This is a genomic window from Acidovorax sp. 1608163 (genome assembly GCF_003669015.1).
Lineage (GTDB): Bacteria > Pseudomonadota > Gammaproteobacteria > Burkholderiales > Burkholderiaceae_C > Acidovorax.
In genome coordinates, this window is the sequence record NZ_CP033069.1 from 2293196 (window position 1) to 2308076 (window position 14881).

Annotated in this window: 14 protein-coding genes and 1 pseudogene; 4 read left to right on the plus strand and 11 right to left on the minus strand. The window is 53.3% G+C overall.

Annotated features, from left to right (window positions below):
- Positions 1-6: 6 nt before the first annotated feature.
- From EAG14_RS10290 to EAG14_RS10330, 9 genes are all read right to left on the minus strand, one after another.
- Positions 7-1176 carry a flagellar basal body P-ring protein FlgI gene (locus EAG14_RS10290; protein WP_240456996.1) on the minus strand — a complete coding sequence of 390 codons (1170 nt, stop codon included), beginning with the start codon at positions 1174-1176 and terminating at the stop codon, positions 7-9.
- Positions 1143-1736, minus strand: a complete 594-nt coding sequence (locus EAG14_RS10295; RefSeq protein ID WP_240456997.1) for a flagellar basal body L-ring protein FlgH — start codon at positions 1734-1736, stop codon at positions 1143-1145. The genes EAG14_RS10290 and EAG14_RS10295 overlap by 34 nt, the downstream gene beginning before the upstream one ends.
- Positions 1737-1750: 14 nt before the next feature.
- Complete coding sequence (gene flgA / locus EAG14_RS10300; RefSeq protein ID WP_162995957.1) at positions 1751-2623, minus strand: flagellar basal body P-ring formation chaperone FlgA; 873 nt, start codon at positions 2621-2623, stop codon at positions 1751-1753.
- 185 nt (positions 2624-2808) lie between these two features.
- Positions 2809-3603, minus strand: coding sequence for a flagellar basal-body rod protein FlgG (gene flgG / locus EAG14_RS10305; RefSeq protein WP_121728786.1), 795 nt, complete (start codon positions 3601-3603; stop codon positions 2809-2811).
- A 41-nt stretch (positions 3604-3644) separates the two neighbouring features.
- Positions 3645-4433, minus strand: a complete 789-nt coding sequence (locus tag EAG14_RS10310; RefSeq protein WP_121728787.1) for a flagellar hook-basal body protein — start codon at positions 4431-4433, stop codon at positions 3645-3647.
- A gap of 21 nt (positions 4434-4454) precedes the next feature.
- Positions 4455-6557 carry a flagellar biosynthesis protein FlhA gene (locus EAG14_RS10315; RefSeq protein ID WP_121728788.1) on the minus strand — a complete coding sequence of 701 codons (2103 nt, stop codon included), beginning with the start codon at positions 6555-6557 and terminating at the stop codon, positions 4455-4457.
- Positions 6558-6564: 7 nt separating this feature from the next.
- Positions 6565-7647, minus strand: a complete 1083-nt coding sequence (gene flhB, locus EAG14_RS10320) for a flagellar biosynthesis protein FlhB (protein WP_121728789.1) — start codon at positions 7645-7647, stop codon at positions 6565-6567.
- Positions 7648-7685: 38 nt separating this feature from the next.
- The gene (locus EAG14_RS10325) at positions 7686-8504 is read right to left on the minus strand and encodes a flagellar biosynthetic protein FliR (RefSeq protein ID WP_121728790.1); all 819 of its coding nucleotides are present in this window, start codon (positions 8502-8504) and stop codon (positions 7686-7688) included.
- Between the two features lies 1 nt (position 8505).
- Positions 8506-8772, minus strand: coding sequence for a flagellar biosynthetic protein FliQ (locus EAG14_RS10330; protein WP_121728791.1), 267 nt, complete (start codon positions 8770-8772; stop codon positions 8506-8508).
- Positions 8773-9279: 507 nt separating this feature from the next.
- On the opposite strand from EAG14_RS10330, the gene EAG14_RS10335 reads away from it, so the two are divergent.
- Both EAG14_RS10335 and EAG14_RS10340 read left to right on the plus strand, forming a co-directional pair.
- The gene (locus tag EAG14_RS10335) at positions 9280-12150 is read left to right on the plus strand and encodes a phospholipase D-like domain-containing protein (RefSeq protein ID WP_162995958.1); all 2871 of its coding nucleotides are present in this window, start codon (positions 9280-9282) and stop codon (positions 12148-12150) included.
- Between the two features lie 126 nt (positions 12151-12276).
- Positions 12277-12444: pseudogene (locus EAG14_RS10340) on the plus strand (DNA/RNA non-specific endonuclease); the annotation flags it as partial.
- Positions 12445-12561: 117 nt separating this feature from the next.
- Here the strand turns inward: EAG14_RS10340 and EAG14_RS10345 are convergent.
- Positions 12562-12876 carry a hypothetical protein gene (locus EAG14_RS10345; RefSeq protein WP_121728793.1) on the minus strand — a complete coding sequence of 105 codons (315 nt, stop codon included), beginning with the start codon at positions 12874-12876 and terminating at the stop codon, positions 12562-12564.
- Positions 12877-13006: 130 nt separating this feature from the next.
- Here EAG14_RS10345 and EAG14_RS10350 point away from each other — a divergent pair, with 130 nt between their 5' ends.
- Both EAG14_RS10350 and EAG14_RS10355 read left to right on the plus strand, forming a co-directional pair.
- Positions 13007-13354, plus strand: coding sequence for an H-NS family nucleoid-associated regulatory protein (locus EAG14_RS10350; protein WP_121728794.1), 348 nt, complete (start codon positions 13007-13009; stop codon positions 13352-13354).
- A 328-nt stretch (positions 13355-13682) separates the two neighbouring features.
- Positions 13683-14135, plus strand: a complete 453-nt coding sequence (locus EAG14_RS10355; RefSeq protein ID WP_121728795.1) for an HAD domain-containing protein — start codon at positions 13683-13685, stop codon at positions 14133-14135.
- Between the two features lie 206 nt (positions 14136-14341).
- On the opposite strand, the gene EAG14_RS10360 is transcribed toward EAG14_RS10355, so the two are convergent.
- A complete protein-coding gene (locus tag EAG14_RS10360; RefSeq protein ID WP_121728796.1) occupies positions 14342-14863 on the minus strand; it encodes an HAD domain-containing protein in 522 nt (173 codons plus the stop codon).
- Between the last annotated feature and the right edge of the window lie 18 nt (positions 14864-14881).

Below are 14881 nucleotides of genomic sequence, written 5' to 3' on the forward strand. Positions count from 1 at the left end.
TATCGCTTATTGGATGATGAGTTCGGCATGCAATGCTCCGGCTGCTTTGACGGCACGAAGTATGGAGATGATGTCGCGCGTGGGTGTCTTCAGACGATTCAGCGATTGCACCAAGTCAGACACCGTCGTGCTACCAGCGACAAATCCTGCACCACTTTGCTCATCCACGCTGACTTGGGTGTTTGTTACTAACGCTGTTCTAACGCCGTCGCCTGCCTGGCCTATGAATGAAGGCTGAGACGCCGTGGTTTCATTTCGAATCGACAGTTTGATATCGCCATGGGAGATTGCGACTTTGGAGATCCGCACATCACCCCCAGAGACTACGGTGCCAGTGCGCTCGTTGAGTATGACCTTGGCTCTTCGATCAGGCTCGACCGTCACAGACTCCAGCTGGGCCACGAAAGCCACGAGTTGCTGCTGCTGGCTCTCCGGAATGGTCAACTCTATTCCGGAGGCATCACGCGCGTAGGCCCTGCCCTGCCCCATCTTCTGATTGATCGCGTCCGCGATTCGGCTGGCCGTGGTGTAGTCTGGCTCGCTCAACACAAATGTGAGCTGAGATCGGGACGTTGCCATTTGAGCAGATACGCCCAACTCGACTGTTGCTCCGTTCGGTACAGAACCAACGGTAGGGTGGTTCTTTTGCACCACATTGCCATTGGCGTCATAACGGTATCCACCGACCGAGAGAGGCCCCTGAGCAAGCGCATAGACCCTGCCATTGGCTGCCTTCATGGGAGTAAGCATCAAGCTTCCGCCAACCAAGCTACGGGCATCCCCAACGGAGGTCACCGTAACGTCCAACGTGTCACCTTCGCGTGAGAATGGGGACAACGAGGCGTTGACCATCACGACCGCCACGTTGCGACTTTGTATTTGGTCAGGGCTGACATTGAGGTTGAACTGGGACATCGCGTTTGACAGCGCCTGGCGGGCTGTCCGATTCGAAGAGGAGTCTCCCGTCCCCGCGAGGCCCGTCACGATGCCTGTACCAATCAACGCGTTCTCACGCCATCCCTGTAGTTTGCCCAAGTCCTTGATTCGGACCACTTCGGCCGCCGCACTGGCTGGCAGGAACATGGCTGCCGCAAGAGCCGTACTCGTAACTACGGCAAAAACAATTCGAAAAACTGCCATATTCACAAACCCACCGCATCCAGGAAACTTCTCCACCAAGGCCTTCGATTTCTCTCAGCCAAATCACCCTCGCCCAGAAAAGTGATCTTTGCATCAGCAAGTCGGGTGGACAGCACAACGTTGGCGTCAGAAATATCCAGGGGCCTCACTCGGCCCTCAAGACCGACCTTCTGAGGCTCCTCATTCACCGTCAGAACCTGCTCACCACCTATTCGAAGGTCCCCATTGGGCAAAATCTCCTTCACTGACACAGTCAGCGTGGCTAGCACCCGGTTGGTACGTTGCGTTTTTCCCCCTCCATCAAAGTCACCGCCAACGCCCAGATCTGTTTTGGCAACAACACCGCGCTGATGAGAAAGGTTTGCGGACAAGCCATTGTTTCTGCGCGTCCCCGTTTCGGCACTGGTGGTCGCGCTCGAGTTCTCAAAAACTTGTACTGTCAGCACATCGCCTATTCGAAACGCCCTGTTGTCGCCGACCAGTGGCCTGAACGTTTGCTCTTGATACAGACTCTCGGCAAATGACGGAAACGCACAGAAGATAAAAATCAGGGCGCTCAAGCCATTCAAGCCCCGCCAAAAATAGGTACGTGTCACACCAATACTCCGATTCATTGCTCAAACGCCAGCTGCCCAGGGGCAATCACCCTGGCTACCAAGGATCCCACGGCATTCAGAGGCTTGACCCGCACCAACTGGCCAACATGACCGTCTTGCAATACCTCCACACGACTCTCCAGCGAGACCGCTCCGCTGCCCGAAAGTAGAGTGGCAGATGCACCGCGTGATACGGCAGGCGTGGCCTTCAGATGTTGCCGCGTAACGACTTCGCCAGGCTCAAGCGCCTTTCTCACGGTGAGCTCCGATAAGGCCAGTCCTTCCTTGGTAGCCAGGCTCGGGTGGAGCGTGATTTCTGCTTCTTGCCAGACCAACGCATCTTGGCTCAACAGACTGCCAGTGGCGGCGGAGGTCGTGGCTACAGGAGCCATCGCAAACACACTCACCTCGAACCGCACGGGCACAGCCTTAAGATGAAGGTCGCCCGAGAAAACGTCTACCCAGACCACCATGCGTTTCGCAAATGTCGAATTCCCCAGAGGGCGAACTTGCAAACGAACGTCTTGCCCTGCGACAGATACGTTGGTTGGCATCGAAATCGGTTGCAACTCGATGCGAGCAGATGTCAATTGTTTGTTGGCCACGTCACGAGCCAGATGGCTTTGAAGCGCTGCTTGAGCCATCGCGATGACTTCGTCTCCCGAAACCTCACTGCCTGTGGTGCTGATTTGTGTTGATGACGGCCCCGCCCATCTCACACTGCCAGTCGGCAGTCCGAGACGAGAATGAAGCCATGACCCTACCCTGTCTGCATCGAGCGAGACGACTTCTCCGATGCGAGGCGAGCGCCCCAACGGCAATTGAATTGCCTTGCGAAGCAAAGGGAGGTCAGGGCTGTCCAAAAACGCGACATCGCCAAGACGCACGTATGGGGACTTGATGTTTGCGACAGGCCTGAGCTCCACTGTCAACAAAGATCCGCTGTGGCTGCCAGCCCAAGCGATCAATCCAGGCGTGCAGAGCCATACAACCGCGATCCGAACCAAGAAAGACAATGAGGGCCTTACCCAGTGGCGTCCAACGGTGGGACGTGTAAGGCTCACAGACACATTCATCGGCGCAGCCCGTTGATCATGCCCAGGATTTCATCGGCGGCTTGCACGACCTTGACGTTCGCTTCGTATGAACGCTGAGCAACCATGAGATTGACCATCTCTTCAACCATCTTGACGTTGGAGCCTTCCAAGTAGCCCTGGGCAAAGGTGCCAACACCTTCCTCTCCCGCCCGTGTTGCAATGGGCTCACCTGACATCGTGGTACTTAAATACAGGTTTTCACCCTGCGCAGACAATCCCTGTGGACTGGTAAAGCGCACCAAATCCAGCTTGCCAATATCCATCGGTGTATTTTGGCCGCTAGTTTTCGCCTGAACACGGCCATCAGGATGGATGACGACAGATTGCGCATCGCCCGGAATATTGATACTGGACTTCAGTGGATAGCCATTTTGCAATGACAAAACGCCATCCTTGTTGACTTTCAAGCTTCCTCCACGAGTGAATCCGCTTGACCCGTCTGGCATCACAACCTCAATAAATCCCTCACCTTGTATGGATAGATCCAAGGGGGCATCTGTTTTTTTAAGGTCTCCGACATCAAAAATTTTGGCGAGGTTGGCAATGCTGACACCAGCACCGACAGACAATCCTCGCGAAAAAATTCCGTAGGACTCATTTGCCATGGCCGAAGATTCCCCAGATACACCACGGGAGACCAAATCAGAAAAACTAATACGTGCCTTTTTAAATCCAGTAGTATTTACATTGGCAAGATTGTTTGCAATGGTGTCAACATTCATCTGCTGGGCTTGCATTCCTGTTGCCCCAATATACAAAGAATCAAACATATTAGTCTAATATTTTCTAAAAATTACTGCAATCAACTCACTCAAGAAAGCTCGCCTAGCTTCTTTATGGCCTGCCCTGTCATTTCGTCGTAGGCCAGAGTTATTTTCTGCATTGCCTCGAAATGTCTCATTGTTTCCATCAACTGAACCATCTCTTGCATGGTGTTTACATTGGAGTTTTCCAGAAAACCTTGTTTTAATTTCCTATCGGATTCTGCCAACTCACGAACGCCGCCATCAAAAGTGATCAAGCCATCACCCAAACGGTGAAAGGTTTTGGAATCCTCGCTCTCGATAAGCTTTATTTTATCCAATACTGTGGATGTTTCCGGAAGTCGGTCGGCCTCATTTTTATCAAAAATATTGCCTTGCTCATCTATGACGGGCCGCTCACTCTTCAGAAATATTTCACCCCCTTTACCTATCAAAGGAAATCCAGACGAATTGACTATTCGGCCGCGCTCATCCAGCCTAAAGTTACCTTGACGGGTGTACGCAGGCCCTGAAGGGGTTGCGACTTCAAAGTATCCGGGGCCAGCAATGGCTATATCCAGACTCTGGCCAGTGGCTTTCAGGACGCCAGGCTTTGTATCCATTTGAAGATGAACACCTTGGGCGCTACCTGCAGCTCTTGACGCGGCGCCATTAGCAACCATCCCAGATTCGACCATTGCGGAAAAATTACCACTCGAAATCGATATAGGCAAACGGGAAAGCGTCCCACGTTGATACCCGGGTGTAATAGCATTCGCCATATTGCTACTGATCTGGTCGAGCTTTTGCATATCCTGTCTCATGGATTGCAAATTGATTGCCAATATTTCTTGCATGGTATATTTTTAGATCAATCTCTAAGCACCAACAACGGCGTAAGACTTTAATTCAATGGAGTGCGGTATCTCACTCATTGATAAAACTCTTAAATGCGGAATGACCCGCTCAGACAAAGACCGCACATGGCGCCTTAACTCAGGTGCACACAGCAAAACGGGCAGCAAATTACTTTTCATCATTTTTTCCGATTGCTGCAGCAACTTCACCATCAATTGCTCCGCCATCTTGGGCTCTAAAATAAACTGCGTAGCACCAGTCGACGCGCCTTCCATTGATGACTGTGCGAGCTGGACGCTCTGCAAAAACTGACTCTCAACAATAGGATCCAGTGTCATTACATGCAGCGCGTTGGATTCACCCAGTAATCCTTGGCAAATGGCATGCCCCAAGCGCAAGCGCACCAATTCAGTGAGGTAGCCGGTATCTTTGGACTGCCTCCCCGCATCGGCCAAGGTTTCCAAAATGGCATCTATGTGCCGGATAGATACTTTTTCGCGCAATAAACTCTGCAATACACGCTGCACGTCACTTACAGCGAGCACAGTGGGTATAAGCTCTTCAACCAGTCCGGGATTTTTCTGACGAACCCTGGATAACAACCTATCGGTTTCAGCTCGGGTAAGTAAGGTCGCCGACTCTCGCCGAAGCACTTCGGTCAGGTGGGTCATGAATACCGTAGTTGCGTCAACTAGTGTGAATTTACCCGCCAACGCTTTTTCGCGGTAAATCTCCTCAATCCAGAGTGCAGGAAGCCCATAGGTTGGGTCGCGAGTGGATTCACCTGGAATACCATCCGTCTTCCCTGCAGGATGAATCGCAAGCAATCTATCCAATCGAACTTCCCCACGACCACAAATGACGCCATCAATATGAATTTCATACCGATCGGCTTGAAGTTTAGGAGCGTCTTTGAATCTTACTTTTGGCAGTATTAGACCCAAGTCATTTGCATGCTGCTTGCGGAAATTAGATATGCGATCTATCAATGGACTAGTTTCTTGACTCACCAAGGCTGCCCATGCCGATCCCACATGAACCTCGACAGGCTCAACCTGCAGGGCCCCATAGGGATCATCATTTTTGCCATTGGTGAGTGCATCGGAATCCAGTGCATTGCCTGACGTTGACTCGCCATCATCTACCGCCGCTTTAGATGCCTCGGCTGCCCCATTTCGATATGCAATCCACGCAACTCCTACCACCAACAGAAGAAGTACCGCTGTTGGAAATACAGGAATGCCAGGGAAAAGCAACAAGCCAAAGAGCGCAGCAGCCACTAGCAGCAGGGTCTTTGGGAAAGATGTAATTTGTTTCAGAACCTGCTGGCTCAAGTTTCCATCAGATGCAGATCGCGTAACAATAATCCCTGTTCCTACGGCAATGATCAGTGCAGGAACCTGAGTGACGATGCCATCACCTATGGTTAGCAAGGAATATGTGCGCAACGCTTGATCCCATGGCATCTTGTGTTGCATCACACCAATGATCAATCCTCCTACTATATTGATAAGCAGGATTATTATGCCGGCAATCGCATCGCCCTTCACGAATTTACTGGCGCCATCCATGGCCCCATAAAATCCAGCTTCTTTTTCGATGTTTTTTCGCCGACGCTGCGCTTCAATCTGATCAATAAACCCCATATTCAGATCGGCATCGATGCTCATTTGCTGGCCAGGCATGCTATCCAAGGTGAATCGTGCCGCAACCTCTGAAATCCGCTGCGCGCCATTGGTGACTACAACATACTGGACAACAATCAGTATCAGAAAAACAATAATGCCGATCACATAATTCCCGCCCACCACATAAGATCCAATAGCGGCAATCACGCGACCAGCATCTCCTTCGGATAATATTAACCGTGTAGCAGCAACATTTAGAGATAATCTAAAAAGTGTAGCAATCAACAAAAGAGATGGAAATGTTGAAAAATCCACTGGGCGCGACATGTAAAATGTCAGCAAAAGAATGAGAAAGGCGAAACTAAAATTCGTCAGAATGAGGAAATCTAGAAGTGGGCTTGGGATGGGGGCAAACAAAACCACCAGCACGCCCAGCACAAGCAGTACCATGGCTATATCGCTGTGTCGCCCAAAAAAACGCTGAAGTGATTTCATTTAATTCTTACGCGCTGCTCATTTTTTTATTTTTGTCTCTCATTGCAAAGACCCAAACCACTATTCTTGCAACTTCTGCAAACATTTGCGGAGGTATTTCCTGTTCTACGTCCAACTCTTTGAAAAGCCTCCGCGCCAAGCTGGGACTTTGAACTACGGGAATGTTGTGCTTTGACGCAATTTGCCGTATTGCAAATGCCAAATGTCCCGCCCCCTTAGCCACGATTTGAGGAGATTCCATTTTTCCGTGTTCGTAGCGCAAGGCAACTGCAACATGGGTCGGATTGGTCAAAACCACGTCTGCATTTTTAGTTTGCTGTAAAGCCTTGCTTTTTTTTAGAGCCTCGCGCTGCAATTCTCGGATGCGTGCCTTGACTCTAGGATCTCCATCCCGTTGTTTGTGCTCATCTTTAATTTCTCGCTTACTCATGCGCATTTTTTTTGAAAATTCACGCCTTGTGAAAATCCAATCTAAAAATGCAATAAAAATTAGCAGTGAGGCAATTTTTATACTGAGACTCGCAGCATCTGAGATCAACAATCGAACATATTCGGTCGGTGATAAATTTGCAATGCCATAAAACTGAGATGACAGGGCACTTAAAGCATAGAAAGCAACCACTGAGAGCAGCGATAACTTAATGACTGCCTTTGCAGTGTCAAACAGTGTTCGAATTGACAGTATCTTTTTAAAACCTGCGATTGGATTTATTCTTGTCAGATCAATTGAAAGCGATGAAGGTGAAAATACAAATCCAGTTTGCAAAATATTGGCCAGCACGGCGGATAGGCAAATCAAGACAAAAAAAGGCATCACCAAGATCAGCAATGAACCAATTGCTGCAGAAATGAGAGGCCAAAAGAAAGACGTACTCGACGTAGAGCTCCCGAGGCTACGAAGAAGTGCCTGATCAAGTTTAAACTGCTCAAATATGGCATCACCTCCTTGTGATACCAGATAGACTGCCGCCGCCATAAAGACCACAGAAGATATGACATCACTGCTTTTGGCGACTTGTCCTTTTTCTTTGGCTTTTTCTAATTTATACGGAGTGGCTGACTCGTTGCGGTCAAGATCTTGTTCGGACATGAATTTTGATTGTTATCTTAATCGGCAAGCCTATTTTTCTAATTTCGCATGATCTCAGCCCATGCATGAAAAATGGATGCATATACACGATTCATTGAAGGCCCCATCCCTACAAACCACAACGACAAAACAATCAGGCCAGCCACTATTTTTACAGGGACACCTATGACAAGCATATTTATTTGTGGGAGATTTCTGGAAATAACCCCCAAAGCCAGTTCCACTAGGAATATGCAAAACACAATGGGGGCAGCAATTCCAAAGCCCAAGCCAAACATGCCGGCAACTTGCTTCAAAATGCCAGTTGAAGCTATTGACGCTCTCCAAACTTGGCCCAAGGGGAACACATCAACGCTATACGCTAACGCTCTTAAAAGAGCGTGATGGCCATCAATAAGAAAAAATACAAGCAACCCCAAATAATTGAAGCTTGAAATCAATATAGCTGATGGCCTGTTGCTTAACGGATCATAAACTTGGGCAATGCCAAAACCAATCTGAATATCTAGCAAATTCCCCGCCATTGAAAAAGCGGCAAACGCCAGCAATATTCCGATGGAGAAGGTAAGCCCTAAAGAAACCTCCAGCAACGCTGCTTCAATCAGTCTTCCCGCATTCGAATAATGAATCTCAGCTTTACCCAAAAAGGCTGCAGCAAGAATCAATGAAAGCGAAACCACTAACAACGCCCGGACACGATTTGGCATAGGAATTGCGTAAAGTATTGGAGCCATTCCAAGTACCGTAGCAATGCGCAAGGAAAGCAGGAAAACAGCAGTAGCCCAAGGTGATACATCTGAAAAAACAGAAGACACCAGCGGCGTACTCAGAACTTGACCTGCAGCGCCCTGAGACATCTCAGAACATGCCAGGTATCGACGACCACAGTTGGGTCGCGAACTGCCCAAGCTTCTTCAACATCCATGGGCCAAACATGACAATGGCAACTCCAGCCATCAGCAACTTGGGCACGAAGGTCAAGGACATTTCCTGCACCTGAGTAACGACTTGAAGCACGCTGATTAGCAGGCCCACCAACATCGTCAGTCCCAGAACTGGCAAGCAAACGATCAACCCAGTCCAGAATAGGTCGGACAGCATTCGAAGTGCGAGATCGGCGTTCATAGGTTGCTTGGCTTGGTGAAGACGTCTAGACCAACACGAAGCAGGACACCTACCCCGAAAAGTGATGAACCAAGTTAGGAACAAGGCTAGTTCACAATTGTAAGAATAATTCTCGCTTACTTTGCGCGCCGTTACAGATTAAAACTTTGTGGAAACACAAGGGGAGCAATAGCTACGTGGCATTCCTTCACCAGTGCGTTTTTCATGGTGAGCATCTGCGCAGTCGACGGGCCGAATCGCACGCCCTTCTCGGTCACAGAACAGCGCAATCAGTCCATGACCTGCGACGACCGCCATGCCAAAAGCAATGAAAGCTGTAGCCCTCTGCGGCGATCAGACTATGACATGGTGAGGTAGCAGAAACCTTGCCTTGACACCACCATACGATCCGTCTTCTGCTGGAGCACAGCGCGAGCCCAGAAATGCCGCGACGCATAGAACTTGGAGTAGTAATGCCACTGTCGCACTCCATCTGATCATGAAATCCTAAGGTGAAGGGAGGCCATCGTGAAAATCTCTGATCGGGCTATGCTTCTGACATCGGCTGCGGAAGCGCGCTATGCAGAGCGTGCTGGCATTCGTGTGAAGCGCTTACAGGAGGCCGACAAAGGCAACATCTGGGCCGCAGACGATCCCGAGCGGGTGGCCAAGCGCCTTGCTCACGTACGCACCACTGAGCGCGCTGTTACTGCTTCCACGCTCATGCTCACAGAGCACGTCCCCCCTCTGGATGAGATAGATGCAGACACATTGGTTGCACAGCTGGCGCAAGAGCGGGCCATTGGTCGCGACGACCTTGTCACTCCGCAGTTTCTCCGGTTAGCACTTGCAGCGGCCCATTGCGTAGGCCGCATCACCGTACGCGGGCCAAGCGGCGTCCTGCTGGGCTACGGTACAGGCATGCTCGTCGGCCCCAGCATCCTGCTAACGAACCACCATGTACTTGAGCGCGCCGCCGACGCTGCGCAAAGTGAGGTGACCTTCGGTTTTGAGGCCAGCACTACGCTGGTATCTGAAGAACGCGTCTTCCGCCTCACCCCACAGAAGCTCTTCATTACTGACGAGGCATTGGATTTCACTTTCGTGGCGGTCTCTCCCACGGACAGTCGGGGCGTGCCCGGCACCGACCTGGGCTACATCTGCCTCAACCCGCAGGAGGGCAAAGCCATCAACGGGGAATTCGTCAACGTGATTCAGCACCCCAACGGCGGGCCCAAGATGTTCGCGCTGCGAGAAAACCGCATCGTGGACGTGCTGACGAATTACCTGCATTACGTGGCCGACACCGCTCCGGGGTCCTCGGGTGCGCCGGTCTTCAACGATCAGTTCGAGATGGTTGCTTTGCACCACTCGGGCGTCCCTGAGCGCGACTCACAGGGCCGAATCCTCAACCGCGATGGTCAACCATGGACCAGCGATCAGGGCGAAGCCCGTGTGCAGTGGAAGGCCAACGAGGGCGTGCGCGTGTCGGTCTTGGTCGAGCGCGCTAAGGAACTCGCCCGCACCATTGAAGAGCAGGCGCAGCTGGCCCAAGCACTCGATCTGTCGCGCGCCGTGCCTCAGTTGGAAGCGGCGGATCCATCCCAACAGACGGCTAGCGATGCAGTAGCCTCCGCGCAGCGGCCTTCGATCAAAGGAGATGTGGCAACGTGGACCATTCCGCTGTCCGTGAGCGTGAGTCTGAGTGGAATATTCAACCGCGAAGGCCCTTCGGGCAGCACTGCGCTGCCAGCGATGACACCCGCCCTGCCCTCACGGACCTCCGCCCTCTCGCCAGAAATGTCGCCGGAGCTGATGCGTGCAGTCGGACGGGCGCGCGACGTATTCCGGACGATTCCAGGTTTGCTGCTTGTCCGCGCCGGATGGCAGTTCACTGACGGCTGGATCACCGATCAAGCGGTGATCGTTGCGATCGTCGAGGAGAAGAAAACTACCGCATCGCTGCTCGAACAGGGGCTGCCCAAGTTGCCATCGACCTTCGATGGTTTCCCCGTGGATGTGCGCCAGGCCAGCGCAGAGGAGTTTTACGAACTGAGCCGCCTGAACGGCAGTGAAGCCTTCACCGAGCGCACGGCGAATCCTACCTATAAGAAGCCGCCGCACCTTTCGCTGCCGCGCGTGAAGGAGCACATGAAAGTCTCGGTGCATGTGAGCCCTGAACAAGGTTGGCCAGTACTAGATGCTTTCTTGCAGGAGACGAACAGGAAACTCACGATCGCGATGTACGACTTCGGAGCACCGCACATCATCGATGCCATCGCCAAGCGGCTCGAAGCTCAGAGCGCTCAGCTACAGCTGGTGATGCAATACGGTGCCTCGGTAGGCACAGGCACCAAGGCTGGCGACTCGGACGATGCCGACACTGTAAGAACCCTTAAGGGAGTTCTCGGCGACGATTTCGAAATGCAATGGGCCAATGTCGGCCAGACAGGATCGCTCTGGGCGTCGGCCTACCATATCAAGGTGGCTGTTCGCGATTCCAGTGCGTTCTGGCTCTCCAGCGGCAACTGGCAAAGCTCTAATCAAGCGCCTGATGCGCCGCCAGCAGACCAGGCCAGTGCCAAGGCTTTGCTCACGAATTACAACCGCGAGTGGCACGTCGTGATCGACAACCCTACTCTCGCTGGTATTTTCGAGTCCTACATCCAGTACGACTTCGCTCAGTCGAGCGGCTTCGTTCCCAAAGGCGCGGAGTTGGCCTACGAGCTCCTGCCGCCGCTAGATCCCGATCCGCGCGAAGCCTCTGCCGAGATCAGAACGTTCGATCCGCTGGAGATCGACCGCGAAGTGGATGTGCAGCCGGTACTCACCCCCGACAACTATGTTCAGGTGGTGCTCCCGCTGATAGAGGGTGCGAAATCCCGGATCTATCTACAGAACCAGTACATCAACGAATCATTGGACCCGCGAGCCGAACAGACCTATATCCAGCTACTCAAGGCCATCGCCCGCAAGCAGCGTGAGGGCTTGGACGTGCGCATCATCTTGCGCGCCGAGAACGGCGTAGAGGCGCGTCACATCGAGTTCATGAAAACTCACGGTATTGACATGGGGCGGGTGCGCTGGCGCAACCGTACGCACACTAAGGGCATCATCGTCGATTCGGCCCGTGTGCTACTCGGCAGCCACAACTGGTCCTACGACGGCACCGTGTTGAACCGCGATGCCAGCCTGCTTTTCTACGACGTGGAGATCGCGCGCTACCTGGAGAGCATCTTCATCTACGACTGGGAGAGCTGGTCGAGGTCCACGGTGTACGTACGCCCCGGCAAACCCAAGGTTCAAGAAATCGCCTCGCCTGAGGAGCTGGCCGAGCTGAAGGCGGCCGTGTACCAGGGCGAGATCCGGGCCCGAAGGTTGTTTCATCCGGATGATTGAGTACCCTGCTTGAGGATCAGGTGCTCTACCCCATGACCAGATGAGCCAGGACAGGGGGGTTAGTGGGCCACTTCTGCGTGGAAATCAACAATCTGCCCTTGCGCCAGCGTGGAAAACGCTGCGTCCTTACCGACCTACCTCTACAAATTGGTTTACGACGCCACAGAAAAGCGCGCCTGGGCGCACTGGCAAGAGAACCGTGAGGGTGAGACGGCAGGCCGTCCCATCAGCTACCAAGAACTGGTCAAAAGGACGGGGGTGGAGTTTTTACCCAAGGCGGCGCTGCAACCCTGAGTGCGCCCCCGAGAGAATTGCGTTCATTGGCATGTCCAATGCCGTGGCTGTCTGCATAGGCCTTGGGCGGCCTCACCGAGCTCTATTCGCACTGCCGAGATCAGCGCAAACCTTGCCCTACGCATTGACGGGGAGTGGCCTGAGCCAGATGTACTTCTTGCGCCAAAGGGTGATGTACAGGAGGGCAAGAAATGCATTGGAGTTGGGGCCGCAACCCATGACTAGGGTTTGACCCTCCTCTACGGTGACTTCCACTTTGGGAGAGGTGCACCAGTCCACGCTGAGTTGAAGGACGTGCTTGCCCGGTGTGATGGGTACATTGACTTCGGATTTCTCGCCAATCGAGGCGACGTGCTTGCCATCGATCAGTACCCGGTACTCGCGCAGCTTGTCTTGCCAATCCTTGCCGCGCTTCAATTGGATTTGACTCATTGGGCCTCTATGTCCATGGTTGGGTGCAATCGGTCATCATGAGTGTTGAGCAGGACGAGCGTTCCCGCCCTGCATGCCAGGGCATTCTGCCGTTGATGGTGCCGAGTTCTCTCGAATTTAAAATCCCCACATGAATCCAGAAATCAAAGCGATCGATCAACAGATTGCAGAACTACAAGCCCGCCGCGACCGACTCGCACACGAATACAAACGCCAGGCCATTGAGACCTCACGCCAGTTGGTGGCCCAGTTTGGTTTAACCCCCGCGCAAGTGGGTCTGGGCTCTATCAGCCGCAAGCCCTTGCCGCCCTCCACCAAACGCCCGACCACTTTCTATGACCCCAACACAGGTTTGGCCTGGGACGGCTCGTTGAGCGGCCGAGGCCGCAAACCCGCCTGGATCCAGCAGGCCATCGAAGATGGCACCATCGAGTCCTTCCGGGTGATGGTTCAGTCCGCGGCAGACGTCTCAGCCTGAACTCACTGGGAGCGAGGTCAAAGAGGCTCCTTCCCTACAGGCCATTCACTGCAGTTTGAGGTCACGCGCAGCGATCCCGAATCGAGCTGCGCGCTCAGGTGCAGATCTGCATTGCCCCGCACGAGAATGCGCCGATGGCGCAACACCAAGGCGGGCTGTACTGCAACAGTCTGAGCCAGGTGGTCATTCACAAACTCAAACTGCATTGAAGCCTTCAGGCGTTGGGGACAAGGGCTCTCACCGACGGCTCTGAGCCCAGGACCACTAGGGCGCAGTTTGCCCTTGTCCGTGCGCAGTTCGTCTTCTAGGATGACTTCTGAGGTACATCATGGCCATACTATTTCTGGACTTTGATGGGGTGTTACACCCCGAACACTGCCATGAGTCCAAACATTTCAGCTGCCTACCGGTGCTGGAAGACGCACTGCGGGAGGCGCCCCAATGGCAAGTGGTGATCACCAGCACCTGGCGGCTGCAAAAACCACTCGCCCAACTGCGCAGCCGGTTTTCTGCGGACATCGCTGCCAGAGTAGTGGGAGACACACCCCGCTTCAGTACCCTGATTGATGTTCCTTCCACCCTTGTCAGCTACGAGCGGGAGGCAGAGTGCCAGGCGTGGCTGAGAGCAAACGAGATGGCCTACCGACCCTGGCTAGCGGTAGATGACCGCTCATGGCTGTTCCGGCCGTTTTGCAAGTCGCTGTTCTTGGTGAGTGGGAAGACGGGCCTCACCGCCTTAGCGGGAGAGCAATTGAAGGAGAGGATGCGCCAGTTGCTCTGAGATTTGCATTAACGGCAGGATTCTGCTGCTCATGGGCATAGGACTGCGATGCTGCTTCTTGAGACCCGTGTCCCGCACTTGCACCATGCGCATGTCAGGGGCCAAGCAGGGGCATCCCATGTGCGAAGCTGCCCGCTTGGATTTGCAGCAGTCTCGGCTGGATCAAAGCCAGTCCTCCGGCTTCTTTCAGTAGATCCCCTGGAACACTATTCCTCAGCCAGCGCCACATGGCAGCGCTGCAGCTTCTTCCCGAGTTCCCTCTGAACCTCCGGATCTGACAGCCCTGTGGTTCCCTCGCAGGCGATCAGATTTTGCTTTGATGCATCGGGCCAGTCCTCCACATCGTCATCCAGAGCAAGCCACTGCCGTGGTTTCCTGCGCTGTGCATCTTCTTGCACCTGCACGCCCCGTGGCATGCTGCGGAACATGGACTGGTTCCATGGGTCTATGCCATGCACCCGCTTGTGGTACGTCCCCCCGATGAAGCGGGTGCGCAGTGCTGCTGGAAGTCGTTTGAGGGTTGCGCTGTAGCCAGGCCGGATACACCAGGTGCTGCTGAGCACCAAGGCCACTGCTGGGTAGGGTTCGAGAGCTGCCTCTAGGATCGGTACCCACTCAAACAAGGCGTGTCCCGCTGCTTCGTATGGGCTCATGAAGATCCCTTTGCTGGGATGCCAAAGCACTTTCTCGTGGTGCACCACGCCGTCCAAATCCAGGTACAACACCACATCAGCGCTGCGCGGTGG